Source organism: Bradyrhizobium sp. UFLA05-125 (assembly GCF_059803515.1).
Map to the genome: position 1 here is coordinate 29055 of NZ_JBANBJ010000003.1, position 26339 is coordinate 55393.

Here is a 26339-nt window from a genome sequence, read left to right on the forward strand (position 1 = left end):
TCCTCGATCGCTTGTCAGGTGCTTGAGGTTTCGGCGCGCGCCTTCAGATCCGGCATCCTGACCGTCTCCTTGACTGTCGGCCGGTTGTCGAACGCGACGACGCCGCGCCGGCCGAACGCCTCGATGTCGCCGTCCGCGAAGCCGAGCTGTCTGAGCCACTTCTCGGTGTCCTGGCCGAGACTGGGTGGCGGCAACGGTTCCGGATAGTCCGCCTCGAGCCGGAAGCCCGGGCGGGTGACGCGCATCGTCTGGCCGCCTGACACATTCGCCTTCAGGCTTTCGACAAACTTGCGACCGACGATTTGCTCCTCCTTGAGCACCTGCGGCACGCTGAGAACGCATCCCGCAGGGACGCCTTTCGCATTGAACAGCGTCTCCCATTCGGCTGCGGATTTGGCGGCAAGAGCGACTTCGAGCTCCTGCTTCAGAGCCGCGCGGTGATCCTTTCTCGACTGGCGCTCGCGAAACCGCGGATCGGACTTCAGCTCCGGCTTTCCGACGATGTCGCACAGCGCCTCATACTGTTTCTGCTCGTTTGCCGCGATGTTGAGCGGCCCGGAGCCCGTCGTGAACGTGCCGGACGGCGCTGCCGTGAAGTTCTCGTTGCCGATCGGTTGCGGATCGACATTGCCGTTGAGGTGATTGGAAACCACCCAGCCCATCGCAGCCAGGGTCGATTCAAGCAGGGAGACGTCGATGTGCCGTCCGCGTCCGGTCTGCCGTTGCTCGACGAGTGCGGCCGTGATCGCAAAGGATGCGGTGAGACCAGCAATCGTGTCGGCAATCGGAAAGCCGGTGCGCAAGGGGGCGGTGTTGGCATCGCCCGTGACGCTCATGACGCCCGAAAGTCCTTGAACGATCTGGTCGTAAGCGGGCCGGCCCGCCCAGGGGCCGTCCTGTCCGAAGCCGGAGATCGCGCAATAAATGATGCGCGGATTGCGCTTTGCGAGCACCTCATAGCCGAGCCCCAGCCGTTCCATGACCTTCGGGCGAAAATTCTCAAGCACGACGTCGGCCGTTTCGACGAGGCGGAGGAAGATCTCCTTGCCTTCATCGGCCTTGAAATCGATGGCGACGGATTGCTTGTCCGCGTTGACTGCGACGAACGACAACCCCATCAGATTCTTGGCCATCGCGGGATCAGCGCCGAGTCGGCGCGCAAGATCGCCGCCCTTTGGATTTTCGATCTTGATGACCTCGGCGCCGAGGCGTGCAAGTTGATAGCCGCAGAACGGACCGGCGAGCACGTTTGAGAGATCGAGGACGCGAATGCCGGCGAGTGGCAATGTCATGTGGTGTGCTCCGGATATGTGAATCGATGCTCGAGAGATCAGACCAGGCCAAGCCAGTGCCACCAGGTCGCGGCGCACAGGGCGTAGAGAAGGCAGGCGACGATGCAGACGACGACACCTACTTTCGGGAAATCCTCGACCCGCAATCGGCCCGTTCCATAGACGAGGATGCTTGGTAGCGTGTTGTAGAACATGAGGAGCGGGTAACCGCCGATGATCATGCCGGCCGGCAGCGCCAGCGCGACCGGATTGACACCGGCGGTACCGGCCATCGCCAGGATGATCGGCAGCAGGGCGGTTGCCATGGCGGTCGTGCCGACGAACGTCACGTGCATGAATTGCACGATGAACATCACGACCACGATGACGACGAGTGTCGACGCACCGGCCAGGCCGAGCGCGTGGAAGATCGAATTGGCCAGCCAGCTGGCGGCGCCCGTCTTCAGAAGGATATCGCCGAGCGAAACACCGCCGCCCGCGATGAGCAGCACCTGCCAGGAAACGCCCTTGTTGGCATCGTTCCAGTCGATCACGCCGAAGCGGGGAAGAAACAGCAGACAGGCCCCCATCAGGCAGACGACCGTCGTGTCGAGCCCGGTCAGGCCCTGGGTCGCCCATAGACAGGTCACGAGGACGAACACGCCCAAGGCACGCCATTCGGCGGAAGACATCCTCCCCATCGCGGCGAGGTTCTGCGAAATCCGCGCGTCGGCCTGCTCATGACCGGCCTTGAATTCCGGCGGAAAGACACGCTGGATGAACCACCAGGTGAACATCGTCATGACCAGCGCCGGCGGGAATCCGTAGATCAGCCATTCGGCATAGGTGATCGTATGACCGCTGGTCTTCGCGACGAACTCGACCGTCACGGGGTTTGGCACCGTCGCTGTCAGCACGCCCGCGCCGATCGTCGCGTTCGTCATCGTCAGAGTGAGAAGCAAATTGATCGCGAATGGCGAACGCGCACCAGCCCCGAAGATCGTCAGGATGCTGAGGCACTCAGGCAGCAGGATTGCCGTGCGTGCCGTCGATGACGGAACGAGAAACGCAAGCGCGATGTTGACGAGCGTCACGCCGAGCGTGATCCGTGTCGGCGCGCTGCCGAACCGCGCCAGAATGACGTAAGTGATACGCTCCGCAAGCCGGGTCTTCACCATCGCGGTCGCGAGGATGAAGGCGCCGACGATGAGATACACGGGCGAGGCGGAGAAGCCGTCAAGTGCCGTCTTGAGGCTAGCCGTTCCGGTCAGGACCGCGAGCGGTACGACCATCAGGCTGGCGATGGCCAACGGCATCGCCTCGGTCAGGTAAAGAACGAAAATGCCGCCAAAGAGCGCAAGCGCCTTGTGTCCCTGCAAGGACAGCGATTCCGGCGTGGGGCTGAACCAGATGGCGGCCGAGATCACGATGGCGAGGGGAACGCCAACCGTCCTGAGCGTGGCCTCCAGCGATCGAGGCGCGTGCTCGCTTCCCTCCGCGTGCGCGTGAGATGACACGTGTTTTCTCCCTGTCGAAGCATTCGGCGATGGATCGGTGCCATCACGGATTTGGAGCCGTGCTTCGCGGTGGGAATAACTCGCGGGTCAAACCTGCGTCCAATTGCAAGTTTTCAGGAGACCATAACCGGCGGGAATGTGCTCGGCCGTGCCGGCCGGCACCCGGTGAACCGAGGACCACGGCCGAAGCATCAAAGGCCGTGGTCCGTGCGACCTGCGCGATGCGGCTACCACTTGTGCATTTCTGACGCCGGTAATGCGTTGCCCCCTGGCGGAACGGATCACTATACTGCCAGGACGATTGCGACAGCAGCGGACGAACAGCGCTCCGCGACAGGACCACGCGATGGATGATATGATTGGCTTCCCCGATCCCGGCCTCGACCTGTCGGATGGCTTCAAGCCGCACACTTCGCACTGGGGTGTGTTCTCGGCGCGCAACAGTGAGGCCGGGTTGGAAGTCAGGCATTATGCGGGGGATCCAGATCCGAGCGGCATCATCGACAATTTTCCCGGCGCGCTGCGCCACCAGGCGCGCATCGCCCAGCCCGCGATCCGCCGCGGCTGGCTCGAGCGTGGGCCCGGCCCCGACGATCGCCGCGGCCGCGACGAGTTCGTTTCCGTCAGCTGGGAGAAGGCGCTCGACCTCCTGGGGGACGAGCTGACGCGCATCCGCGACACGCGCGGTCCGTCGGCTGTGTTCGGCGGCTCCTATGGCTGGGCGAGCGCGGGCCGCTTCCATCACGCACAGAGCCAGGTGCATCGCTTCCTCAACATCGCGATGGGCGGCTATGTGCGATCGGTCAACAGCTATTCCTCGGGCGCATCCTCGGTGCTGCTGCCGCAGATTTTGGCGGGCTACGAAGACATCACGAGGCGCAACGTCACTTGGGAGCAGATCGCGACCGAGACCGAAATCGTGCTGGCGTTCGGCGGCATGGCGCTGAAGAACTCCATGGTGGCGGGCGGCTCGATCAGCAAGCACGTCGAGCGCGGCGCCATGAGTGCTGCGCGCCGGCGCGGCTGCGAGTTCATCCTGGTCAGCCCGCTGCGTGACGATCTGCCGGTGGAGGCGGGTGCCGAATGGATGACCTGCGTGCCCGGCACCGACACCGCGCTGATGCTCGGCATCGTCCACACGCTGGTGGCCGAGGGCCTGCACGATCAGGCTTTCCTCGATCGCTACACCGAAGGCTGGCCGGTCTTTTTGCGCTATCTGACCGGCGAGAGCGACGGGCGAGCCAAGAGCGCGGAATGGGCCGCCGCGATCTGCGGCGTCGATGCGCCGACGATCCGCAAGCTGGCGCATCGCCTGGCCGGCAAAAGGGTGCTCATCACCGTTTCGCATTCGCTCCAGCGCGCCGAGCATGGCGAGCAGCCGGTGTGGATGGGCATGGTGCTGGCGGCAGCGCTCGGGCAGATCGGTCTTCCCGGCGCCGGCTACGCCTATTCGCTAGGGGCGATCGGCTATTACGGCCGCCGCGTCAACGACGTGCCGGGGCCGACGCTGGGGCAGGGCCGCAACGGTGTCGCCGATTTCATTCCGGTGGCGCGCATCGCCGACATGCTGCTCAATCCCGGCACGACCTATCGCTACAATGGCGAAACGCGCACTTATCCGGATATCCGGTTCGTCTATTGGGCCGGCGGCAATCCCTTCCATCACCACCAGGACATCAACCGCCTGCGCAAGGCTTTTGCGAAAGTGGACACGCTGGTCGTGCACGAGCTCGCCTGGACCGCGACGGCCCGGCACGCCGACATCGTGCTCCCCTCGACGATGACGCTCGAGCGCGACGACATCGGCTACTCGACCAACGATCCCTTGATGGTCGCCATGCACAGGATCGCCGAGCCGTTTGGGCTTGCGCGTGACGACTATGAGATATTTGCCGATCTTGCCGATCGCCTCGGCGTGCGCGAACCCTTCACCGAAGGCCGCACGTCTCGGCAGTGGCTGCAACACTTCTATGAGCCGACCCGCGCGTCGCTTGCCAGGCGCGGCCTGGAAGCGCCGAGCTTCGAAGAGTTCTGGGAGCGCGGCAGCCTCGTCGTGCCGCAACAGCCCGACGACGGCGGCAGGCTGCGCCGCTTCCGCGAGGATCCCGTCAATCACGCTCTACCGACGCCGAGCGGCCGCATCGAGATTTTTTCGCAAAAGATCGCCGGCCATGGCGATGCGGATTGCCCGGGCCATCCGGTCTGGCTCGAGAAAACCGACGTGCCTAAGCCAGGCTCGCCGTGCTTCCTCGTCGCCAACCAGCCGGTGACGCGCCTGCACAGCCAGCTCGACTTCGGCGGCCATTCGGTTGCAGCCAAACATCGCGGCCGCGAGGTCGCGCGCATGAATCCGCGCGACGCCGATGCTCGCGGGATCAAGGATGGCGACATCATCCGCCTGTTCAACGAACGCGGCGCCTGCCTTGCTGCGGTGCATGTCACCGACGGCATCGCGCCCGGTGTAGTCCAGCTGCCGACCGGCGCGTGGTACGATCCGATGGATCCGGAGGATGAAGCGCCGCTTTGCGTTCACGGCAATCCGAACGTGCTCACCCGCGACATCGGCACCTCGTCCTTTGCGCAAGGCTGCACCGGCCAGCTCACGACCGTCGAGGTGGAGCGCTTCACCGGCAACCTGCCCCCGATCCGCGCGTTCGATCCAGTGTAGCGGACGCGGCGCGTCGATTTGCCTGAGTACTCAGCCCGTGGGCTAACCCCGTCGGGCTGGTGTCGTCATCACCGTTGTTGCCGCAGATTGAGCTCGTTCTCTTGCGCGCGATGAGAAAACACGCCGATCGCGACGATTGCCGCTGCAAAGCCCGCGGTCGCGCCGACGCCAAGCGCCCATCGCGGGCCAAGGTGATCGGCGACCCATCCGACGATCGGTGCGCCGATAGGCGTGCCGCCTAGCGCGACACCGAGCCTTAGCGCCATCACGCGTCCGCGCATCGCCGGCTCTGTCGAGAGCTGCATCAGCGCGTTCGACGTGTTCATGACGGTCAGCGCAGCCACGCCGATCACGACCAGCGCGCCGGCGAACAGCCAGTAACCCGGCGCCAGCGCGGCCAGCGTACAGCCGAGGCCAAAGATCGCAGCACCCAGCAGCAGCGAATTGAAGCGCGGCCGCTCGCGGCTTGCGGCGAGCAGCGCTCCCGACATCGTCCCGATCGCCATCATCGAGGACAGCAGGCCAAATCCGCGTGCATCGGTATGGAAGACGCCGACGGCCATGGTCGAGATGAAGATCGGGAAGTTGAGCCCGAAGGTTCCGATCAAGAACAGCATGATCAGGGTTGCCCTGAGCTCGGAGCGGGACCAGACATAGTGAAACCCCTGCAGGACGCTGCCCTTGGTGCGGTGGGCGCGCTCATTGGGGCGAAGCTCCGATGTGCGCAGCAAGGACAACGACGTCAGCACCGCCATGAACGACGCGCCATTGAACAGGAACGCCCAGCCGGTACCGACGGAGGCGATGACGAGGCCGGCGACCGCGGGCCCGACCATGCGTGCGGCGTTGAACGAGGTGGAGTTCAGCGCGATCGCGTTCGACAGATCAGCATCGCCCACCAGCTCGGCCACGAAGGTCTGACGAACCGGGGCATCGAGCGCTGCACTGCAGCCGAACAGGAAGGCGAAGGTGTAGACATGCCAGAGCTGCACCAGTCCGGTGACCGTGAGAACGCCGAGCACGAGTGCCAGCGCGCCCATCGTCGCCTGGGTGGCCATCAGAAGCTTGCGCTGGTTGAAATGATCCGCGGCAAAGCCGGACCACGGCATCAGCAAAAGTTGCGGTCCGAACTGCAGCGCCATCACGACGCCGACAGCAGACGCACTATGATGCGTGAGCTGGGTAAGGACGAGCCAATCCTGGGCGGCGCGCTGCATCCATGTTCCGATGTTGGACACCAGCGCGCCGGCTGCCCAGACCCGGTAGTTGAAGCTCCGTAACGATCGAAACACGCGTCTCATGTGCGCTGAGGTTCGTTGCCGCCGTGAAACCGTCCGAACCGCCGCGCCAGGAACAGGCCGATCAGGAGTCCGCCGAGGCCAAGCGCGGCGACGTCGCTCGTGCTCCTCAGTGCGAAATCGCCGACGCGGCAGACGAGGAGATACCCGACCAGGAGGTTGAAGAAGCCCCACAGGATGTTGACGGTCGACGTGGATAGACCCTCGCCCGGTGGCTTTGCGAAGGGTGTCTGGAACGGCTCTCCCATCATGCCGGCGACGACATGGGGAATGGCGTTGGTGAGGAAGGCGCCGCCGAAAAAGTACACGACGAGGTCAAGCCAGTTCATGCGCGTTGATCCTTTTCAATCCTCGACGAGCCGTTTCAACAAGCCGACCGCGGCGGCCAGTTCCTGCTGCTCGCGCGGTGACAGCCGCGCCGCGATGGTGCGCGACAACCAGTCCTGCCGCGCGGCCCGGCCGGTGCGCAGCCGCTCGCGGCAGGCCTCGGTGAGGGACATGATGGTTTGCCGGCCGTCATCGGGATCGGGCGCGCCGCGAACCATGCCGATAGTCTCCAGCGCCGCGATCGCCGCGCTCATCGACTGCGGACGCATCCCCTCCGATCGCGCAAGGCTGGAGACGGTTGCCGGACCGTGCTTTTCGAGACGAAGCAGGACCGCGACCTGGGAAGGGGGGAGGTCCTCCCGCTGGCCCTGCTCGCGAAGCCGGCGCTTCAGTGTTCCGATCAACAACCGAAGGTCTTCGGCGAGCGCGGATGTACGGGCCGGCGCGATCTTGCCTGGTGAATTGCTCATGTCGGATCCGAGTAACATATGTGAAGGTAAACTGTAAAGATTATCTTTGTAGATTGGCTGCGGAACTACCTGGTATTGACCGCGTTCTGGGCTCAGCGCCCTTCATTGGTCTTGCAATGCCCAGGTTCCAGTGCGTCATTCAATGTCGAAATTGAATTGATCGATGCTCACTAGCAGGTCGATCGCATTCGGGATGTCTTCTAGATTCGGGCGATGGCGGAACGAACCGCGGAAAACCGTGGCCATGCCGGAGGCGCCGAGGTGCCAGCTCAAGGGAGGATATGATGCGCGAGTCGAACCTGCAGGCGTTCACCAAGGCGTCCACGCGCTACCGGTGGGTCATCTGCGCCTTGTTGTTCGTCGTGACCACGATCAACTATATGGATCGCAACATCCTCGGCGTGCTCAAGCCGACGATTCAGAACGACCTGCATTTCAGCGAAACAGATTTCGGCAACATCATCTTCTGGTTTTCGTTCGCCTATGCGATCGGCTACGCCGGCATGGGGTGGCTGACCGACAAGATTGGAATTCGCCTCGGTCTTGCCGTTGCCGCGATCCTGTGGTGCCTCGCGTCCATGGCGCACGGTATGGTCGCGTCCGTCGCAGGTTTCATGGTCGCGCGCCTCGTGCTTGGTCTCGGTGAAGGTGGCAACTTCCCGACGTGCATCAAGACGATTGCCACGTGGTTTCCGGTGCGGGACCGTGCCTTGGCTACCGGCATCTTCAACAGCGGCAGCAATGTCGGCGCGATGCTGGCGCCGCTGATCGGTGCGCTAGTCGTGAGCCTGTCCGGCTGGCAGGCAGCCTTCTACGTGACCGGCGCGCTGGGTCTGATCTGGGTCGTGTATTGGCTGATCGCCTACCGCAGCCCGGCCGAACATCCCCGCGTGTCGCCGAGCGAGCTGGCCTATATCAACAGCGATCCCGAAGTCGCGACGGAAAAGGTCCCCTGGGCAAAGTTGCTGGCCTATCCCGGCACCTGGGTTTACATCGTTGGTGGTGTGCTCACGAACCCCGCCTGGTGGTTTTACAACAACTGGGTTCCGTCCTTCCTCAACAGCAAGTTTCACGTGTCACTGATGGCGGTGGGCTTGCCACTCGTGGTGATCTACCTGCTCACCGATGTCGGCTCGATCGCGGGCGGCTGGATCTCGTCGACCCTGATCAAGCGCGGCACGGAAGTGTTCACCGCCCGCAAGATCACCTTGTTGGTCTGCGCGGCCTGCACAGTGCCGGTGTTTCTCGCGCCGCAGTTGGACAGCATGTGGGCCGCGGTCATCTTGATCGGCATCGCGATGGCGGCTCACCAGGGCTTTTCCGCCAATCTGTTCACACTGGTATCCGACACCATGCCGCGCGGAGCGGTCGCTTCTGCGGTCGGGCTCGGAGGCGGCATCAGTTCCCTGGCGGGAGCCTTTTCCGCCGCGGCCATCGGCCGCGTGCTCGACGCAACGGGAAACAACTACACCTTCGTGTTCTTTGCCTGTGCCAGCGTTTACCTGATCGCAACCGCGATCATCCACTTCGTCCTGCCGCGCACGAGGGCTTCCATGGTGACGCCCGACGGGGGGCTGGTATCGGTCAGCTGAAATCTCGTTCGGGCTGCGCCCGCGAAGTTTTGGCCAAGCCACGCAAGACAAAAAAGGCCTCGCCGAAGCGAGGCCTTCCTTGTTCGCCGATGCCGGGTCTGCGTTAGTCATCCCAGTAATGACGACGGATTATCACGCCGCGGTCGTAGTCATGGTCATGATGGTACCAGCCATGATGCCAACCGCGGTCGTGATCGTAGAAGCGCACGCGCGGACCATCATAGCGGTCGCCGTAATAATCTCGGTCGCCGCCAACATAAACCCTAAAGCCAGCTGCATTGGCGATGGTCGGGGCACTGATTGCAAGCGTCGCTGCCGCTGCAAGCGCGTAAGTGAGCTTTCTCATCGGTTCCTCCTTTGCATCGTTCGTGCAGGGGTCAACGACCACCGGCATCGGCCGTTGCAGGAACGCAGCAGAAACTTTGTTGAATGCTTGTTCAGGTTCCCGAAGCCTGATTGCGGGCCTTAGCCCGCCTTCGTGCCCGTGATGACGGCGAGCGCCTCGACCAGGCGATCGAGATCGGCCTCCGTGGTGTAGAGCGCCGGCGTCACGCGGACGCATTGGCCCTTGGCGACGCCCGCGCGGCGCACGGTATGTACCTTGAAGCCGTCCCTGAGCTTGGCCACGACGGCGTCGTTGTCGGCTTTGCTGGTCTTGCCGGCGAGACGGAAGGAGGTGATGGCGCCATAGGAGCCGGCTTCGTCCGGCGTGAGGATCTCGATATCCCTGAACGCGCGGGCGCGACTCACCCAGTAGTCGCGCAAGTGGCGCAAGCGGGCCTGCTTGGCCGGGGCGCCGATCTCCTGATGCAGCGCGACCGCCGCCGGCACCGTCAGCACGGTCGCAAAATTGATGGTGCCGGTGTGCACGCGCGAGCGGATGTCGGTTGCTTGATAGTCCTCGTCGCCCATGTCGCGATCGATGTCGGCGATGCGGTCTTTCCTGATGTAGAGGAAGCCGACGCCGAGCGGCGCGCCGATCCATTTGTGCAGGTTGAAGCCGACGAAATCAGACTCGAGCTCGGCCACTTTGAAGTCGAGCTGTCCCCAGGAGTGCGCCGCATCGACGATGGTGTCGATCCCCTTGGCTTTCGCCATCCGCGCGATCTCGGCGATGGGCATCACAAGGCCGGTGCGGTGGCTGACATGGGTGAGAAGCAGGAGCTTCGTCTTCGGATTGGCTTCGATCGCTTTTGTGTAGGCGTCCAGCACGGCTTGCCGGGTCGCCGGCTCCGGCACGTCGAACTTGACGACGTCGACGCCGCGCCGCGCCTTCAGCGCGTTTATTGCATACTGCATCGAATCATAGTCGAGATCGGCATAGAGCACGGTGTCACCCGCCTTCAGCCCGTTATAGCCGCCGATCAGGAGCTGCAGCGCCTCGGTCGCGCCACGCGTCAGCGCAATCTCCTCGGGTGCCGCGCCGACGGCTTCCGCCACCTTGATGCGCACGGCCTCGAAATCGGCACCAAAGCGCTGCCGCGCATAATAGGAATTCTGGGAGTTGACCATGTCGGTCTGGCGAATGAACTCGCGCCGGACGGGCTCGGGCATGACACCCCAATAGCCATTCTCCAGGTTGACGACGTCAGACGTCACGGCATAGAGCTCGCGCACCGCGTCCCAATAGGCCTTGTCGGTGGCCATCGCAGCCGCCGGCCCCGTCGGCGCCTTCGGCAATCCCTCCGCCGCCATCACTGGTGCCGCCAGCGGCGCAACCGCCGTGACCGCGAGCCCCTTCAGGATCGACCTGCGGTCGGACGACAACGTCTTGAACAAATGCATCTCGAGCCCCCAAATTTAGCGCCGGCGACCAGAGCAACGATCAACGAAGCGGAGATGACGGGACTGTGACCGTCCAAAGGTGGACCGTCGATCCAGATCGTCCTCCTCCCAGCGGAGGCCGTTGCTTTCCTCGTCACGCCGGTTCGGCATGGCGCGAAGACGCGCAATCGCCGGCAAGCGGGACGCTTGCCGGCGACGCATCGCGATCAGCGGAGTGCCACCTTTACTGCCGCGTCAGGCGAACCACGTCCTGCCTCAGGAGGTAGAGCGAGACGGCGAGCAGAACGACATCCTTCATCAGGAAGGGCACGTTGCCCGTCATCGCAGGGAAGCCTCCTGCGGCGACGTCCCAGCCTTCCGGCATGAACGGAATGATGGTGACCGTCGCAATGAACGTGCCGGTTGCGCCCAGGGCGCCGATAATGCCCAGCCGCTTGTCCCAGAAACCCGCCAGCAGCAGGGACCCGAACGTCCACTCGGAAACGCCCAGGAAATAGCTGGCGCCGGCGTGGCCGAACACCGGATACAGCCACCAGATCAGCGGCCCGTTGCTGATGAAAGGGACCAGGCGTTCGAACTCGTACGGAAACCATTTCTGATACCCGAAGAAGAAGAACATGATCACCATCGAGGCCCGGATGACATGGTAGTCGAGGTCGTCGGCGAGCAGGCCGGATCTGTGCAGGGTGCGGACAACGGGATTTTGAGCGGCCTTTTGAGTGGTCTCTTGAGTGGTCTTGGCAAGCGTGGTCATGATCGTGATTCCTTCATTGAAGATCTGACTGCATGGTCGCTTCATGCGACTGCGGGGAAGTCGATCTCGGTGTCGTTGATGCGGTTGAACACGTTGGTGAAGACGGTGGTCGCGAAAGCGAGGCTGATCTCGACCAGTTGAGCGTCGCTGTAGCCGGCGGCCTTGATCGCGGCGAAGTCCTCGTCACTGACGGTACCGCTGGACCGAGCGAGCTTGCGCACGAAGCCGACCAGTGCGTCACGCTTGGCATCGCCGGTGGGCTGGCCCTCGCGGATCTGCCCGAGTTCCTCCGGCTTCACACCAGCGAGCTTGGCGAGATAGGTGTGGGCGGCGACGCAGTAGTCGCAGCCGCCCGCCGTGCTGATGACGAGCTTGATCACTTCCTGATCGCGCTTCGTCAGGCTGCCCGCAGCGAGCACGGCGTCGGCGGCGAGCACCGACTTGAGCGCAGCGGGACCGTGGGCGGCAATGGCCGCAAACGTGTTTGGCACGCTGCCGATGGCCTTCTTGATCTGGGCATAGACCTGACCGGACGGGCCGACGACGGTTTCGAGGTTGGGGACGGAAAGACGAGACATGGGTGGCACTCCTTCGTTGTGTTGGTGAACGATTACGGAGTGACAATATGATCGTGAGCTGAGACGTTGAATGTCTTAGTAACTCGTATATATGCTCAATCGTCTCATTCATTGCTGAGAGGTCGTCGTGGATTGGCTTAGCCGGCTATTCGAGATGATGCCGGTGCGCGGTCGCCTGGACCTGCGCTGCGCCTACGGTGCGCCATGGCGCATCGATCAGGGGCCGGGCGAGGCGAACGAAATCCCCTATCACGCCGTTGTCGGCGGTTCGGCGCTGCTCGAAGATCCAGCGGGCGGGCGGCCGCTTCGCCTGGAAACGGGCGACATCCTGCTGCTTCCCGGCAATCCGCGCCACGTGATGCACGACGGGAGCAGCGCGCGGCCGAAGCCGGCACGAAATCGCCGAGAGCTCAATCTGGTGATCAGTGAAAACGCAGGCAGGGGCGAGCGGCTCGACCTGCTCTGCGGACACTTTGCGATCACGCCCCCACACGACCGGCTTTTGCGCAGCTATCTCCCGCCACGCCTCGTCGTGCACGCCGGCGCTCGAACGGTGCGAACGGACACTGGCGCGCAGCTTGCCGGTCTCGTTGCTCTGATGCGCAGCGAGTCGGCAGACGATCACCTGGGTGGCCGTGCAATGCTCAACGCGCTTTCGACGGCTATGTTTGCGCTCGTGCTGCGGCTTGCGAGCGAAACCGAAGATGCACCGCGAGGTCTCCTCGCGCTGGCTGGTCATGCTCGCCTGGCTCCGGCCGTGGCCGCTCTGTTCAACGAGCCCGCGCGCGCGTGGTCGCTGCCCGAGCTTGCGCGCCTGTGCAACATGTCGCGTGCCACGCTCGCCCGTCAATTCCAGGAGAAACTGGGATGGTCGGCAAGCGATCTACTGACGGACATCCGTATGACGCGCGCGGCGAACGAATTGAGGAAATCCTCGATTTCGACCGGCGCCGTTGCGGAAATGGTAGGATATCAATCCGAGGCTGCATTCCAGCGCGCCTTCAAGAGCCACATGGGCATCACCCCGGCGCAATGGCGAAAGGCGGCGCAGGAACCAGCGATCCTTGCCGACCTGGGATTGGCGAAGGCTGCCGAAACCCAAAATCCGGATGCAGCCAAACGCAATCCGGGATAACTGTGTCGGCTCGCGTGTGTGCCCGCGTTTCGCGGAGCCCGCCATCGGGCGGCGCCTCGCGCTGCCCCCTTGGCCCCCTCCGCGTTGTTATCGTTGCGATGCGCACAAACGGTTGACGCCATCGCTCCGAGACACGACATATCCTCCTGCCGTCGACCCGGTCCTCGCCCCGGAGCAAGCCATGAACGCGCCGCCCAACGTCGATCCCGTCACCGCGCAGCCTGAGCGCGACGTCCTGCACTGGCTGACCAACGACACCCGCGACCAGCGCTTCATCGACAATATCTTTGCCGAGATGTGCATTCGCCTCCAGCAGTCGGGCATTCCGGTCGCGCGGGCGACGCTGCATGTCGTGATCAACCATCCGCAATGGCTCGGCGCGCGGATGATGTGGGCCGACGGGATGCCAGGGGCGGAGATCTCGCGGGTCGATTACGATGTGCGCGGGCGGTCCGAATTCATCGGCAGTCCCGCCAACGAGATCTATGACGGCGCGGCCGAGGTGCGCGAGCATCTCGAACGGGACCCATCAGAGCGGCGCAAGCACGCCGTCTACGACGAAATGCGGGCGAAGGGCCTGACCGACTATGTGGCGTGGCCGCTCTACCATACGCTCGGCAAGCAGCACCTCGTCACCTTCGCAACCGACCGTCCCGGTGGTTTCGACGACGCGCATATCGCGGCCTTGAGGAGACTGCTGCCGGTCCTGGCGCTCGTCAGCGAAATCCGGGTCAAGAACCGGCTGGCGCGGACCCTGCTCGAGACCTATGTGGGGTCCCATGCCGGCGAGCTCATTCTTGCGGGCGCCACCAGGCGCGGCAGCGGCACGACGGTGCGTGCCGCGATCCTGATCTGCGACTTGCGCGATTTCACCCGCATCTCCGACAACTGGCCGCGCGATGACGTCATCGATCTCCTCAACGACTATTTTGACGCGATGTCCGAGCCGATCGTGCGGCATGGCGGGGAGATCCTGAAATTCATCGGCGACGGCCTGCTCGCCATCTTTCCGCTCAGCCAGCCCTCGGCTGGCGCCAATCTGCTGCGGGCCGTGAGCGAGGCCCGGCAAGCCATGGCGGTGCTGAACGAAAACAATAGCGTCACCGGCCGTGCGCCGCTGCATTACGGGATCGGTGCTCATGTCGGCGACGTCATGTACGGCAATATTGGCTCGCGCTCCCGGCTCGACTTCACTGTCATCGGCCCCGCCGTCAACATGGCCTCGCGTCTCGAAACTCTCACCAAGCAGTTGGGGCGAACCGTGCTGCTCTCGCGCGCCTTCGCCGATCTCGTGAAGGGCGAAGTCGAGCTCGAACGCGTCGGCGAGCAACCGATCCGCGGCTTCAACGAGCCGGTCGAGCTGTTCGCGTATCACGGGTGAAGGCAGGGCTGCCACCGGTGCCGTAGCCCGGATGGAGCGCAGCGTAATCCGGGGTTAGCTCCACGGGTGTGATTCCCGGATTTCGCTGCGCTTCATCCGGGCTACGATTTCCCTGTCGCGGAGAGGTCGGCATCCCACGATCCCGATGTTGCCATCATGCCCCTGATTTGCCCGACGTGTCAAATGATTTCGTAAAATCGTAAGTCATACGCCAGCCGCCATCGGCTACCTTGCATGGGGTTGTTTTCGACATTTTTGTTTTGGTAACGCGGCTAGCGCCTTAGGCGCTGTTGCCCTTCAGCCGCTCATTGCGCCGGCGCAGGCCTTCCATGGTGGCGAGCAGGATGACCGAGACGGTGGTCAGGATCACCGCCGCCGCCGTGATGGTCGGGCTGATGTTCTCGCGGATGCCGCTGAACATTTCGCGGGGCAGGGTGCGCTGCTCGGGACCGGCCATGAACAGCACGATCACCACCTCGTCGAAGCTGGTGGCGAAGGCGAACAATGCGCCTGATGCCAGGCCCGGCAGGATCAGCGGCAGGATCACGCGGCGGAAGGCGTAGAGCGGCGGGGCGCCGAGGGACGCTGCGGCGCGCGCCAGGTTCATGTCGAAGCTTTGCAGCGTCGCGCCGACCGTGATCACGACGAACGGCGTCGCCAGCGCGGTGTGGGCGAGGATCAGGCCGAGATAGCTGCCGGTCAGCCCGATCGGCGCAAAGAAGAAGTAGAGGCCGACCGCGGTGATGACGCCGGGCACCACGACCGGCGACAGCACGATTGCCAGCACCAGCGGCTTCAACTTGCTCTTCCACTGTGCCAGCCCCAGCGCGGCCAGCGTGCCGAGCACGACCGACAGCGCCGTCGAGGCGACGCCGATGATCATGCTGTTCTTCAGCGACGTCATCCAGCGCGCCGAATGGATGAACTCGTCGTACCAGCGCAGCGAGAAGCCGGGCAGCGGATAGGTGAGATAGGCGCCGGAGCTGAAGGACAGCGGCATGATCGCGAGGATCGGCGCCATCAGGAAGATGAAGACCAGCGTGGCAATGACGATGGTCGCGCCCCACGCGATGCGCTGGCTGGACGTGCGGAGGGAAGCATCGCCGCTCAATTCTTCATTCCTCCCGTGACCTGCTGTCCTTGCACTAGCTTTCCATAGAGGACGCCGAGCAGCAGCGTTGCAGCCAGCAGCAGCGCGCCCAGGGCCGAGGCGAGACCCCAATTGGCGGTTTCGGTCGTGTAGAGGGCGATGAAGTAGCTCATCATCTGGTCGGCGCCGCCGCCGACGAGTGCGGGCGTGATGTAGTAGCCGAGCGCCAGGATGAAGACGAGCAGGCTTCCGGCTGCGATGCCGGGCAGGGTCTGAGGCAGGTAGATCCGCAGGAAGGCGGTGAGCGGCGGCGCGCCGAGCGAGGCGGCGGCCCGCATATAGGCCGGCGAGATCGCCTTCATGCTGCTGTAGAGTGGCAGGATCATGAAAGGCAGCAGCACGTGGGTCATCGCCACATAGACGCCGAAGCGATTGTAGATCAGGCGCATCGGTGCATCGATGATACCGAGAAAGCGCAACGAGTCGTTCACCACGCCATTGCTCTGCAACAGCACGATCCAGGCACAGGTGCGCACCAGGAGCGAGGTCCAGAACGGCAGCAGCACGAAGATCATCAGGAGATTCGAGCGTCCGGCCGGCAGTGTCGCCAAGAGGTAGGCGACCGGGAAGCCCAGGATCAGGCACAGCACCGTGACGCTGAAGCTGATCGTGAAGGTGCGGACGAAGACGTCGCGATAGATGGCCTGGTCGGGCGGGGCGGCGACGATCGCGCCGTCCACGTTTCGCGTCAGGTCGAGCGCCGCCAGCAGGTAGAAGGCGGTCACCGGGCCGCTGGCGCCCCTGATCGCCGCCCAGGTGGCGCGTTCGCGCCAGGCCGGATTGATCTTGCCCAGCGTCTCCTTGGCCGTGCCGGGCTCAGGCGGGGCCTTCAGATTGCGCGCCGTGCTGGTGAGGATGGTGCGGAAGCCGTTGACCGCGTAGTTGAGCCGCTTGGCCGCGATAGCGAGAGTCCCGGCGGTGCGCGCCGCCAGGATGTCGTCGGCCAGCGCTGCATAGGCCTTTTCGTCCGGCAGGTCCTTGCCGTCCCAGTCGGCCAGCGCCGCAACGGTGTGCGGCAGCACCTTGCGTACTTCCCAGTCATCGACGGCATGCCAGAGCATGCCGGCGATCGGCCCCAAGAAGGTGAAGAGCAGGAATGCCAGAAGCGGCAGGACCAGCGCCAATGCCTTGACCTGGCGCGTCCGCTCCGCCCGCTTGAGGCGGCGCTTGAGCGGCACGTCGGTCGGCGCATCGGCGCTGGTCAGGAACGCTTCGGTCATCGCTTCAAGCCTGGCGGGCGCGTTATTTCGCCGCCCACTTGTTGAAGCGCTCGGTCAGGCGGTCGATGTTCTCGAGCCAGAACGCGACGTTGATCTCGACCGCATTCTTCATGTTGTCCGGCGCCGTCGGCAGGTCCTTCAGAACGGCCGGCTGGATCAGCCCGGCGGCGTCCTTGTTCGAGGTGCCGTAGGCGATGTTCTCCGAGAGCTTGGACTGGTTCTCGGCCTTGCCGGCGAAGTCCAGGAACTTGTAGGCGGCGTCCTTGTTCGGGCTGCCCTTCAGGATGACCCAGCTGTCGAGCGTATAGAGCGCACCATCCCACACCATGCCGAAGTTCTTCTTCTCGTTCTTGTTCGCGGTGTCGATGCGGCCGTTATAGACCGACGTCATCGCCACTTCGCCCGAGGCGAGCAATTGCGGCGGCTGGGCGCCAGCCTTCCACCACACGATGTCGCCCTTGATGGTGTCGAGCTTCTTGAAGGCGCGATCGACGCCCTCGTCGGTGGCCAGCACCTTGTAGACGTCCTTTGGCGCGACGCCGTCAGCGATGAGGGCGATCTCCAGCGTGGTCTTCGGACCCTGGCGCAGGCCGCGCTTGCCCGGATATTTCTTGGTGTCGAAGAAGTCCGCCCAGCCCTTCGGCGCGTCCTTCAGCTTGTCCTTGTCGTAGCCGAGAACGAAATCGTACAGGATCGCGCCGACGCCGCACGAATTGACCGACGGCGGCAGATAGGCGGCCTCGCCGCCGATCTTGCTGTAGTCGATCTTCTCGAACAGGCCCTCGTCGCAGCCGACAGCGAGCTCCTCGCTCTCGACCTGGACGACGTCCCAGGTGGCGGCGCCGCCCTGCACCTTGGCCCGCAGCACGCCGATGCCGCCGTCCCAGGACTCATCGTTCATGGGAACGCCGGCCGCCTTCTTAAACGGCTCGAAATAGACCTTCTTCTGGGCGTCCTGATACGCACCGCCCCACGATACGACGGTGAGGTCACGCGCCTGCGCGACTGTTGCCAGAGCAACGCCTGCGGTCAGCGTCGCGGCGAATCCCAGTGCCATCTTGAGCTTCAGCATCGTCTTCGTTCCCTTCTTGTTGTGAGTTGCTTGTTGTGAGTTGCGTTCTCGAAAGTGTGCAGTACCGCTCGATTACACGGGATCAAGGGCCAGGCAGTCTTCGGGGCGGAACGTGATGGACACGCTTTCGCCCTGTCTCAAGCTGTGATGTTCGCCCGGCTGAAGCTTGACCATGAACTCCTCGCCGGCGACCTCGAGCACGGCCAGCGTGTGGTCACCGAGATAGATGGTGCTCTGCACCGTGGCCGGCAGGCGGTTCGGTCCCTCGCTGATCGCCCCGTCCATCACAATGGAGATCCGCTCCGGCCGCACCGACAGCGAGGTGGCGGCGCCGCTGCTCGCCACGTTGACTGCCCGGGCCATGACGGCGCCGCCGGAGGCCAGCGCGACGCGGCAATATCCCTGCTCGATCGTCTCGACGGTGCCGGCCAGCACGTTGTTCTCGCCGACGAAGTGGGCGACGAAGCTGTTCACGGGGTGCTCGTACAGCGCGTCGGGCCTGTCGATTTGCTGCACGATGCCATCGTTGAACACGGCGATACGGTCCGACATGGTGAGCGCCTCGCTCTGGTCGTGCGTGACGTAGACGACGGTGATGCCCATCGTCTCGTGCAGTTGCTTGATCTCCAGCTGCATCTGCTCCCGCAGGCGCTTGTCCAGGGCGCCGAGCGGCTCGTCCATCAGCACGATTTGCGGGTTGAAGACCAGCGCGCGGGCCAGCGCGACGCGCTGCTGCTGGCCGCCGGACAATTGTCCCGGACGCCGCTGCGCCAGGGCTTCCATCTTGATCATGCGCAGCGCCGCGCGCACGCGCTCCTGCGCCTCGGCCTTGTTGACCTTGCGGACGGACAGCGGGAAGGCGACATTCTCCTCGATCGTCAGGTGCGGAAACAGCGCATAGTTCTGGAACACCATTCCGATGTTGCGCTTGTGCGGCGGCATGTTCTTGATCGGCCGATCGGCGAGATAGATTTCGCCGTGGGTCGGGACCTCGAAGCCCGCCAGCATCATCAGCGTGGTCGTCTTGCCCGAGCCGGACGGACCGAGCAGGGTGATGAACTCGCCCTTCCTGATGTCGAGGTCTAGGTTCTTCACCACGAGGTGCTCGCCGTCGTAGGTCTTCTGGATGCCGGAAAAGCGCACCAAGGCCGGCGCGGCTGCGGTCATGGCGCCTTCCATGCTGTCCTCCCGTCTGCTGATGAGCATTGAGCCGGGACCATTATCAACCGGGATGGCCAGAAGAAGATACGGCGTCAACCTTCCAGGCGTGCTCGGATGCTGCGTCCGGGAGGTCGACCCGCGAAGACAATGGGCAATGGCGAGTATCGCGCGCCGTCATCGAAACTTCATTGCCGCAGGCCATACGCAATACTTTCTCCCCCAGGCGTGGTCGACAGCGCCGCGGACGAAGCGCTGACGCTGCGCGGCGTTGGATCAGGCCCCTGATCCCGCTACCTGCGCGCTTGCGCCGGCGGTCCGGCACAGCCGCCGTCGGCACCTCGTCCGAGGTCGGACGGGAAGCTTAGCATCCTGCGAGGAGAATACCAGCGGCGCAAAGCCGCCCGGGCTGCACCTGCAATGACATCGTCGGTCCGCCCGGCGCAAATACCGCAACGGCTTACACGCTCGCGACGCGTATCCTGTCAGGGGGCTCTTCGGCCCTCAGCCGGTCGTTGGCGCGCTCGAAGCTTGCGCAGAGGAGCTCGATCTCGTCGGGCGAAATAGGAGCTCGATAGAGCCGGCAGGTGTACTCGGGGCCTGCGCGCCCCTTGGGCGCGCTGCGCTCGGCGAGAAACATGCAGTCCCGGCAGATGCTGGCGTTGAGGCGCTGATGTGCCGCGTCGAGATGATTGAGGATCTCCCTCAGGGAATCGCGCAGCCGGATGCGTTCCTCCGAACCGAGCGCGGTCACCGCGTTCAGGACGGGATTGATCGGGTCGTGCTGCGCGAGGCACTTTTCGCCCTGAGCGGTGATGCAGAGCACCACCGAGCGCTTGTCCTCGTGCGAAGGCTTGCGGATGATGTACGACTTGGTCTCGAGCGTCTTCACGATCTGTGAAGCCGTGGCCCTGGTCGCGCCGATGAAGCCCGCCAGTGCAGACGGTGTCCGCGAGAACCTGTTGGCGCGCCCGAGAAAGCGCAGCGCCATCCATTCCCGATCGCGCAACCCGTGTCGGTCGCCCTCGAAATACCAAGCTCTCGCCGCCTGGATCAGCAGCTCGACTGCTTCGCGTGCCAGCGGCATGACCTACCCCGACCGTCGCGATGCGGGTCGCCGCGGATCGCGCCGTCGATGGCGTGTCTGATGTGGCAGTGTTGAACGGAAGTCGCTGTTGCCATCAGCGTCGGACGATTGGCCGAATTTGCTCAACCGAAGCCCCTGCATTCCAAACTCAGTCAGCCCACGTTTCTTATCCAGCGCAAAAACGATGACTGACCTTGTCATGAAAAGCAAGTAGAGACGCTCTTGGATATACCTGCGTATAGTCAAGTGAAGCGTCCCTGCGCGAGTTCTCCACAGTGTGCAACTTGACCGCCGCGTGCCTGGGAATTCATGAGCGTGAGTCGTCTCATGCGCCTGACGACGAGTATGATGTATGCGACAGTTGTGTGAAAACGAACAATGTTGTTCGTCGGCGAGGCAGCGTGATGAGAGCTTATGCATGAGATGACGACATGCACCCTCGTTTGACTGCTTGTCGCGTCGTTCGCCGGAATTCGAGAGGCGATATGCAACATTCGCGCGCCGGAGTGGAGTGCATGCCGGCCTCACCAAGCGCTGTCCCTGCCTGAGGCGTGGGCGAAGCAGGCGAAGCGGCGCCGATCATGTGCAACGAGCTATGTCAGCATCGCACGGCGATTCTGGTCGTCGCTGTGTTGGCGCTCCGCTCCAACGATCCCGCGTGGGCATCGAGTCATGCGTTTAACGCGAGGGCCCATTCGCCGCACGACAGCGCTAGCCGGCCTTCAACACGTCTCTCAGCTCGCGAAATGCATCCGCGCTGGACGGGGCCGAAGCATCCTGACGCATCGCGCCATAGATCTTCGGCACCATGTCGAGGGCATGATCGAGCCCCGAATCACGTCCCGATTGATATCCGCCCATCAGGCGAAGGTCGCGCGTGTCTTCATATTTGGCGATCATGGATCGCAGCTTGCTGACGAGCTCGCGCTCCTCGGGATCCCAGACGCAATGCGCAAGGCGCGAGACGGACGCGAGAATGTCCACGGCCGGGTAGCGCGCCTGGTCGGCAATGTGCCGGCTGAGCACGATGTGTCCATCCAGCGTACCGCGAATGGTGTCGGCAACCGGCTCGTTGTGATCATCGCCGTCGACCAGCACGGAAAAGATTCCGGTAATCGTGCCGGTGCCTTCCTCTCCGGGCCCGGCCCGCTCGAGCAGGCGCGGCAGATCGGTGAAGACGCTCGGCGCGTAGCCGCGCGCGACCGCAGGCTCTCCGGCGGCGAGCGCGACTTCACGGCAGGCATGGGCAAACCGGGTGATCGAGTCGACCACCAGCAGGACCGATTCGCCGCGGTCGCGGAAATATTCGGCGATCGCCATCGCGGTTTTCGGCGCCAGCCGTCGCATCATCGGGCTCTCGTCGCCCGTCGACACGATCGTGATGGCGCGGTCGCGGCCGTGGCCGAGCACATCCTCGACGAATTCGCGCACCTCGCGGCCGCGCTCGCCCACCAGGGCCAGGACCACGGTGTCAAAACCGGTGCTGCGCGCCAGCATCGCGAGCAGCGTCGACTTGCCGACACCTGAGCCGGCAAAGATGCCAACCCGCTGGCCGGCGCAGATCGGCGCGAACAGATCGATCACGCGTACGCCGGTGCGCAGCGGCTTTTGGACGCGCGCCCGCTTCATGGCCGAAGGCGCTTCCGCCTCGACCGAGACCGCGCGCGATCCTGGAATCAGCGCGCCCATGCCGTCGAGTGGCGCGCCTAGCGCGTTGATGACGCGCCCCTTCCAGCTTGTATCTGGTGCAAGCGACAGCGGAGGCATTCGGAATGCGACCGAGCCGAGCCCGGCTGCGAATTGGCGGTCGAACGGTTTTGCAATGATGCCGTCGCGGTCGATGCGAACCACTTCCCCGATCTGGGGCCGGCCATCCGAGGTCACCCCGATGAGCTCGCCGAGCTTGACGAAGCGGGACAGGCCGGACACGCGAAAATGCGTCGGGGCGATCTCCGAAATCGCGCCGCTGGTGCTTGCAATCGGGGTGCTCTGCTGCAGCTCCTGCAGCGCCCACTCAATTTGCCGGAGAGCGTTCAAGGCAAGTCCTCAGAGGGAAGGCTATTTGGTGGGGTCGCCCAGGGTGCGGATCGCGTTCTCAAGCGAGCTTTCAGTGCCCTCGATGAGCGAATTGGTGCCATCGAAGGCGCGCGATGCCGACATCAACCGCGTCAGCTCGAGCATCGGATTGGCGCCGGATCCCTCGACATAATTCTGACGGAAGCCGTCCTTGGTGAAGTCGGTGATGGCGGCCGCGGGACGATCAGGCACGACGCCCGAGGTGCCGTAGCGATCGAGGTTGGCGTCAGTGGGAATGTTGAACAGGCCGAGTGTGCCGATCTCGTTGCCGTCCTGGGTGATCGCGCCGCCGGGTGCGATGGTGAGCGGTCCGCCGTTCGGGTCGACGGTGATCTGCGCTCCGCCCGAATCAATGACGGGAAAGCCGGTCAGCGTCTGAAGATCGCCATTGGGGGCAATCTGGAGGCGGCCGTCGCGCGTATAGACCGTTCCGTTGGGGCCGGCGAAGGCCAGCCAGCCCTGGCCCACCACTGCGACATCCAGTGGGTTGCCTGTCTCGGAGAGATTGCCCTGTTCGCGCGAGATGATGTTGTCGCCGGGCGAGGAGAATGCCACCGGGTTGGCGCCGGCCTTGGACAGCACCGTCTCGAATTTCACGACGTCGGTGCGAAAGCCAGATGTGTTGACGTTGGCGACGTTGTTGGCGATCGTCTGGAGGCGCTTTTCCAGCGCGACCTGCGCCGATAATCCCACATAGAGAGCCGATTGCATGGCTTACCTATTGAACTTGATATTCTGAAGTGTCGTGAGCATGTCGGTATCCAAGGAGACCGACGATGTCGACGCGCCGGTGATCAGGACCAGCGCGGGGTTGGTCGAGGTGTCGCTCTGGGCCTGGGTCGCATCCCACATCGCCGCGAAGCGCTGCACGAACTTGGTGACCTTGGTCGGGTCCTGGAAATCGGTGAGATTGATCTTGTCCGTGATCATCTTGGCCTGCATGTCGATGTCGGACGAACTGATCATCGACGACCAGCCCTCAGCGGTCTGCACCACCTGGGTCAGAGCCTTGTCGGCGAGGATCTGGTAGGGGCTCGTGATCGAGGAGGCCTTGCGCGTGAAGTAGAGCGCGAGCCGCAGGCCTTCGTTCTGGTCGCCGGCGTTCTGCTCCATCGTCTGCGTGGCATACTGGTTGGCTGTGCCGGTCGTGGCCTGGGTGGTCTGGGTCGCCTGACTGCCGAGCGCGGCGAAATTGAAGGCTGCGGCGAATTCCCGGTAGCGGGTGTCGGCAAGCTTGTTGGCGAAGGTAGTCGTAGTCGAGATACCCTCGGTCAGCACCTTCCGCATGAACGCCTTGGCGTAGATCATGTCGTCCAGGCCATAGGCCTTCATCGCGTAGGAGTACAGCTTATAATTACTCAGGAAATCGTCGATGCTCTTCACGTTGCCGATATTGGCAAGGTAGTAGGCGGTATCGCGGCTGACGTCGGGCTGCTGCTCGACCTGAGTCAGCGACTTGCTCATGTCCGTGGTCAGTCTCGTGTAGTCCGCGATCGTGGATAGCATGACACGCGCCCCTTTGGCCGCCATTGCGACATCGTCCCAAGCTGCCGCGAATAGCTTGCGCGGGGCTGACGACGGGGAAGCCAGCTTCGCGCAAGCGTCGCCGCATAAACATGGCCGACGGGATTGGCGATGGAGCGGCGCGTTGGGCAGTTTCGTGGGGATCATCATCACGGTGGCCGCCTTGCTCGGCGGCTTTGCCGCCATGGGCGGGCATCTGGCCGTGCTCATGCAACCGTGGGAATTCGTCATCATCTTCGGTACGGCGGCCGGCACTTTCATCGTCGCCAATCCCTGGAAGGTCGTGGCGGACACCGGGCTCGCGGCGGTTCAGGCGGTCACGGGGGCGGTGCCAGGGGAGCGCTACTATCTCGATCTCCTCGGCGCCCTTCACGCCCTGATGCGCGAATTGCGGGGCAAGGGCCGCAACGAAGTCGAGGCGCATATCGATGATCCCTCGTCCTCCGAGATCTTCAAGGCGTTTCCGAGCGTGCTCGCCGATACCGCGCTCTTGCAGTTCATCTGCGACTACGTGCGCCTGATCATCATGGGCAATGCTCGCACACACGAGATCGAAGCGCTGATGGACGAGGAGATCCATACCATCGTGAAGAGCAAGCTCACGCCCTACAACGCCCTCGTCGTGGTGTCGGAGGCGTTGCCGGCGCTTGGCATCGTCGCTGCCGTGCTCGGCGTCATCAAGGCCATGGGCGCGCTCGACCAGTCGCCCAAGCTGCTCGGCGGCTTCATCGGTGCGGCGCTGGTCGGCACGTTTGCCGGCATCTTCCTCTCCTATGGCATCATCTCGCCGTTCGCCCTGAAGATAAAGATGACCCGCGAGAAGCGCTGTCGGCCCTACATCATCGTCAAGCAGACCCTGCTCGCCTTCATGAACGGCGCGATGCCGCAAATCGCCGTCGAGCACGGCCGCAAGATGATCGCCAGCAACGAGCGTCCGTCGATCGACGTGGTCGAGAACGAGACGATTGCCGGGCCAAAGGCCGTCGCGACCGACGCCGAACCGAAAGCTGCCAGAGCATGATGATGGAAGGGATCGACGTCGAGCAGCAGAAGCGACTGCCGAACTATCTGCTCGACGCGGCGGGCATATCCATCGACCGCATGCCGATGCTCAATGTGATCTTCGATCGCATGGCGGCATCGTGCACGGACAGTCTCCAGTCGATGGCCGGTACACCGTGCTACTTTTCGGTCAACGACATCAGCAACGGCCGTGTCGGCGACATCGTCAAGGATTACGAGGGCAACGCGGTCGCCGCGGTTCTCTATGCCGAGCAGTGGGACACGAGCGTCCTCATCGTGCTCGACCGCGATTTCGTGTTTACGATGGTGGAGGCGTTGTTCGGCTCCGACGGTGCCGAGCCGCCGATCGACGTCGAGCGGTCCTTCTCGAACATCGAGCTCCGCGTGGTGCAGGTGCTGTTCGAGCGCTTCGCCAAGTCGCTGCAGTCGGCCTTCGCTGCGACCTCGGACGTCACCTTCAGGCTCGAGCGGGTCGAGACCGCGATGGCCTCGCTTGCGATCGGACGCAGCGGCAACATGTCGATCTGCGCCAACATCATGCTCCAGGCGCTCTATCGCGGCGGGCAGATGTTCCTGCTCATCCCGCATTCGGCGCTCAATCCGCTCAGGCAGAAGCTCGCTCATGTCGTCGTCTCGGACGGCCGTGCCGCCGATCCGAACTGGCGCGGGCAAATGGAGAGCGAGGTCCAGCGCACCGAGGTTACCTTGAACGCCGTGCTGGACGAGTGCGTGCTCTCCCTCGGAGAGGTCGCAAAGTTTCAGGTCGGGCAGGTCATCGAGCTCAACGCCACGCCGCGCACGCTCGCCAGGCTCGAGAACAACAACCAGGTGCTGTTCTGGTGTCAGATCGGCCAGCTCGATGGCTATTATGCCATGCAGGTAGCGGATCCCGTCGATCAGAAGCGGGAGTTTGTCGATGATATCCTATCTCGTTGATGCGGTTCTGCTCATAGCGCTCGCCTTCACCAGCATGCGGGTGACCCGGATGCATCGTGAGCTGGCGCGACTGCGCAGCTACCAGGGCGAATTCTCGACGATCGTGCAGGAGACGGCGGGCGCCTTCGATACCGTCATCAAGGCAGCTCACGACTCGACCGCAAATCTCGGTCGGCTGGCCAACGTGCTCAGCAGCAAGATCGATCAGGCTCACGAGGCAATCACGGCGCTGGACGCGCGGCGGTCGCAGGCTGTCCCGGGGAAAGGCGGCAGCGATGTGGGTGAACAGTGAGAATGCGGTTTGCGGATGTCGGGGT

The 26339-nt window shown here is 63.8% G+C and carries 24 protein-coding genes; 7 read left to right on the plus strand and 17 right to left on the minus strand.

Translation table 11 applies throughout. The features are described 5' to 3' along the window. Nucleotides 1-14 precede the first annotated feature (14 nt). Both SO156_RS05285 and SO156_RS05290 read right to left on the minus strand, forming a co-directional pair. Nucleotides 15-1292, minus strand: a complete 1278-nt coding sequence (locus tag SO156_RS05285; RefSeq protein ID WP_498534076.1) for a CaiB/BaiF CoA transferase family protein — start codon at nucleotides 1290-1292, stop codon at nucleotides 15-17. Nucleotides 1293-1330: 38 nt separating this feature from the next. Continuing rightward, on the minus strand, nucleotides 1331-2788 hold the full coding sequence (locus SO156_RS05290; protein ID WP_498534077.1) for an SLC13 family permease: 1458 nt from the start codon (nucleotides 2786-2788) through the stop codon (nucleotides 1331-1333). A 346-nt stretch (nucleotides 2789-3134) separates the two neighbouring features. Here SO156_RS05290 and SO156_RS05295 point away from each other — a divergent pair, with 346 nt between their 5' ends. Continuing rightward, entirely contained in the window at nucleotides 3135-5456 is a 2322-nt protein-coding gene (locus tag SO156_RS05295; RefSeq protein ID WP_498534078.1) for a molybdopterin guanine dinucleotide-containing S/N-oxide reductase, read from the plus strand. A gap of 68 nt (nucleotides 5457-5524) precedes the next feature. Here SO156_RS05295 and SO156_RS05300 read toward each other — a convergent pair whose 3' ends face one another. Genes SO156_RS05300 through SO156_RS05310 form a run of 3 tightly spaced genes read right to left on the minus strand, consistent with a single transcriptional unit; the run spans nucleotide 5525 to nucleotide 7551 of the window. Further along, nucleotides 5525-6757, minus strand: a complete 1233-nt coding sequence (locus tag SO156_RS05300) for an MFS transporter (protein WP_498534079.1) — start codon at nucleotides 6755-6757, stop codon at nucleotides 5525-5527. Then, nucleotides 6754-7083 carry a hypothetical protein gene (locus tag SO156_RS05305; RefSeq protein WP_458148921.1) on the minus strand — a complete coding sequence of 110 codons (330 nt, stop codon included), beginning with the start codon at nucleotides 7081-7083 and terminating at the stop codon, nucleotides 6754-6756. The genes SO156_RS05300 and SO156_RS05305 overlap by 4 nt, the downstream gene beginning before the upstream one ends. A gap of 15 nt (nucleotides 7084-7098) precedes the next feature. After that, nucleotides 7099-7551, minus strand: a complete 453-nt coding sequence (locus SO156_RS05310; RefSeq protein WP_498534080.1) for a MarR family winged helix-turn-helix transcriptional regulator — start codon at nucleotides 7549-7551, stop codon at nucleotides 7099-7101. Between the two features lie 284 nt (nucleotides 7552-7835). Between SO156_RS05310 and SO156_RS05315 the strand changes: the two genes are divergently transcribed. After that, the gene (locus tag SO156_RS05315) at nucleotides 7836-9143 is read left to right on the plus strand and encodes an MFS transporter (RefSeq protein WP_458148918.1); all 1308 of its coding nucleotides are present in this window, start codon (nucleotides 7836-7838) and stop codon (nucleotides 9141-9143) included. Nucleotides 9144-9246: 103 nt separating this feature from the next. Here SO156_RS05315 and SO156_RS05320 read toward each other — a convergent pair whose 3' ends face one another. The 4 genes from SO156_RS05320 to SO156_RS05335 form a co-directional block, all read right to left on the minus strand. After that, the gene (locus tag SO156_RS05320; RefSeq protein WP_498534081.1) at nucleotides 9247-9489 is read right to left on the minus strand and encodes a hypothetical protein; all 243 of its coding nucleotides are present in this window, start codon (nucleotides 9487-9489) and stop codon (nucleotides 9247-9249) included. A 119-nt stretch (nucleotides 9490-9608) separates the two neighbouring features. Beyond that, nucleotides 9609-10928, minus strand: coding sequence for an aminotransferase class V-fold PLP-dependent enzyme (locus SO156_RS05325; RefSeq protein WP_498534082.1), 1320 nt, complete (start codon nucleotides 10926-10928; stop codon nucleotides 9609-9611). A gap of 223 nt (nucleotides 10929-11151) precedes the next feature. Continuing rightward, a complete protein-coding gene (locus tag SO156_RS05330; protein ID WP_498534083.1) occupies nucleotides 11152-11682 on the minus strand; it encodes a YkgB family protein in 531 nt (176 codons plus the stop codon). 41 nt (nucleotides 11683-11723) lie between these two features. Next, nucleotides 11724-12260 carry a carboxymuconolactone decarboxylase family protein gene (locus tag SO156_RS05335; RefSeq protein WP_498534084.1) on the minus strand — a complete coding sequence of 179 codons (537 nt, stop codon included), beginning with the start codon at nucleotides 12258-12260 and terminating at the stop codon, nucleotides 11724-11726. A 154-nt stretch (nucleotides 12261-12414) separates the two neighbouring features. Between SO156_RS05335 and SO156_RS05340 the strand changes: the two genes are divergently transcribed. Further along, a complete protein-coding gene (locus tag SO156_RS05340; RefSeq protein ID WP_498534208.1) occupies nucleotides 12415-13395 on the plus strand; it encodes an AraC family transcriptional regulator in 981 nt (326 codons plus the stop codon). A 181-nt stretch (nucleotides 13396-13576) separates the two neighbouring features. Then, on the plus strand, nucleotides 13577-14776 hold the full coding sequence (locus SO156_RS05345) for an adenylate/guanylate cyclase domain-containing protein (protein WP_498534085.1): 1200 nt from the start codon (nucleotides 13577-13579) through the stop codon (nucleotides 14774-14776). A gap of 280 nt (nucleotides 14777-15056) precedes the next feature. Here the strand turns inward: SO156_RS05345 and SO156_RS05350 are convergent, their stop codons facing one another. From SO156_RS05350 to SO156_RS05385, 8 genes are all read right to left on the minus strand, one after another. Beyond that, nucleotides 15057-15887 (minus strand): ABC transporter permease, encoded by an 831-nt coding sequence (locus tag SO156_RS05350; RefSeq protein WP_458148912.1) that lies wholly within the window; start codon nucleotides 15885-15887, stop codon nucleotides 15057-15059. Next, entirely contained in the window at nucleotides 15884-17146 is a 1263-nt protein-coding gene (locus SO156_RS05355; RefSeq protein WP_458148911.1) for an ABC transporter permease, read from the minus strand. The genes SO156_RS05350 and SO156_RS05355 overlap by 4 nt, the downstream gene beginning before the upstream one ends. A gap of 22 nt (nucleotides 17147-17168) precedes the next feature. After that, nucleotides 17169-18218, minus strand: a complete 1050-nt coding sequence (locus SO156_RS05360) for an ABC transporter substrate-binding protein (protein WP_458148910.1) — start codon at nucleotides 18216-18218, stop codon at nucleotides 17169-17171. Nucleotides 18219-18290: 72 nt separating this feature from the next. Further along, entirely contained in the window at nucleotides 18291-19397 is a 1107-nt protein-coding gene (locus SO156_RS05365; protein ID WP_498534086.1) for an ABC transporter ATP-binding protein, read from the minus strand. Between the two features lie 439 nt (nucleotides 19398-19836). Then, nucleotides 19837-20463 (minus strand): MarR family winged helix-turn-helix transcriptional regulator, encoded by a 627-nt coding sequence (locus tag SO156_RS05370; protein WP_458148908.1) that lies wholly within the window; start codon nucleotides 20461-20463, stop codon nucleotides 19837-19839. Between the two features lie 711 nt (nucleotides 20464-21174). Further along, nucleotides 21175-22500, minus strand: coding sequence for a flagellar protein export ATPase FliI (fliI, locus tag SO156_RS05375; protein ID WP_498534087.1), 1326 nt, complete (start codon nucleotides 22498-22500; stop codon nucleotides 21175-21177). Between the two features lie 21 nt (nucleotides 22501-22521). Beyond that, nucleotides 22522-23250: a flagellar basal-body rod protein FlgF gene (gene flgF, locus SO156_RS05380; RefSeq protein ID WP_498534088.1), complete on the minus strand. Its 729-nt coding sequence runs from the start codon at nucleotides 23248-23250 to the stop codon at nucleotides 22522-22524. Nucleotides 23251-23253: 3 nt separating this feature from the next. Further along, nucleotides 23254-24045, minus strand: coding sequence for a DUF1217 domain-containing protein (locus SO156_RS05385; protein WP_498534089.1), 792 nt, complete (start codon nucleotides 24043-24045; stop codon nucleotides 23254-23256). 142 nt (nucleotides 24046-24187) lie between these two features. On the opposite strand from SO156_RS05385, the gene motA reads away from it, so the two are divergent. Genes motA through SO156_RS05400 form a run of 3 tightly spaced genes read left to right on the plus strand, consistent with a single transcriptional unit; the run spans nucleotide 24188 to nucleotide 26314 of the window. Further along, entirely contained in the window at nucleotides 24188-25084 is an 897-nt protein-coding gene (motA, locus tag SO156_RS05390) for a flagellar motor stator protein MotA (protein WP_498534090.1), read from the plus strand. Then, nucleotides 25081-26022 carry a flagellar motor switch protein FliM gene (locus tag SO156_RS05395; RefSeq protein ID WP_498534091.1) on the plus strand — a complete coding sequence of 314 codons (942 nt, stop codon included), beginning with the start codon at nucleotides 25081-25083 and terminating at the stop codon, nucleotides 26020-26022. The genes motA and SO156_RS05395 overlap by 4 nt, the downstream gene beginning before the upstream one ends. Then, entirely contained in the window at nucleotides 26003-26314 is a 312-nt protein-coding gene (locus SO156_RS05400; protein WP_458148902.1) for a hypothetical protein, read from the plus strand. Before SO156_RS05395 ends, SO156_RS05400 begins: the two co-directional genes overlap by 20 nt. Nucleotides 26315-26339: the final 25 nt, after the last annotated feature.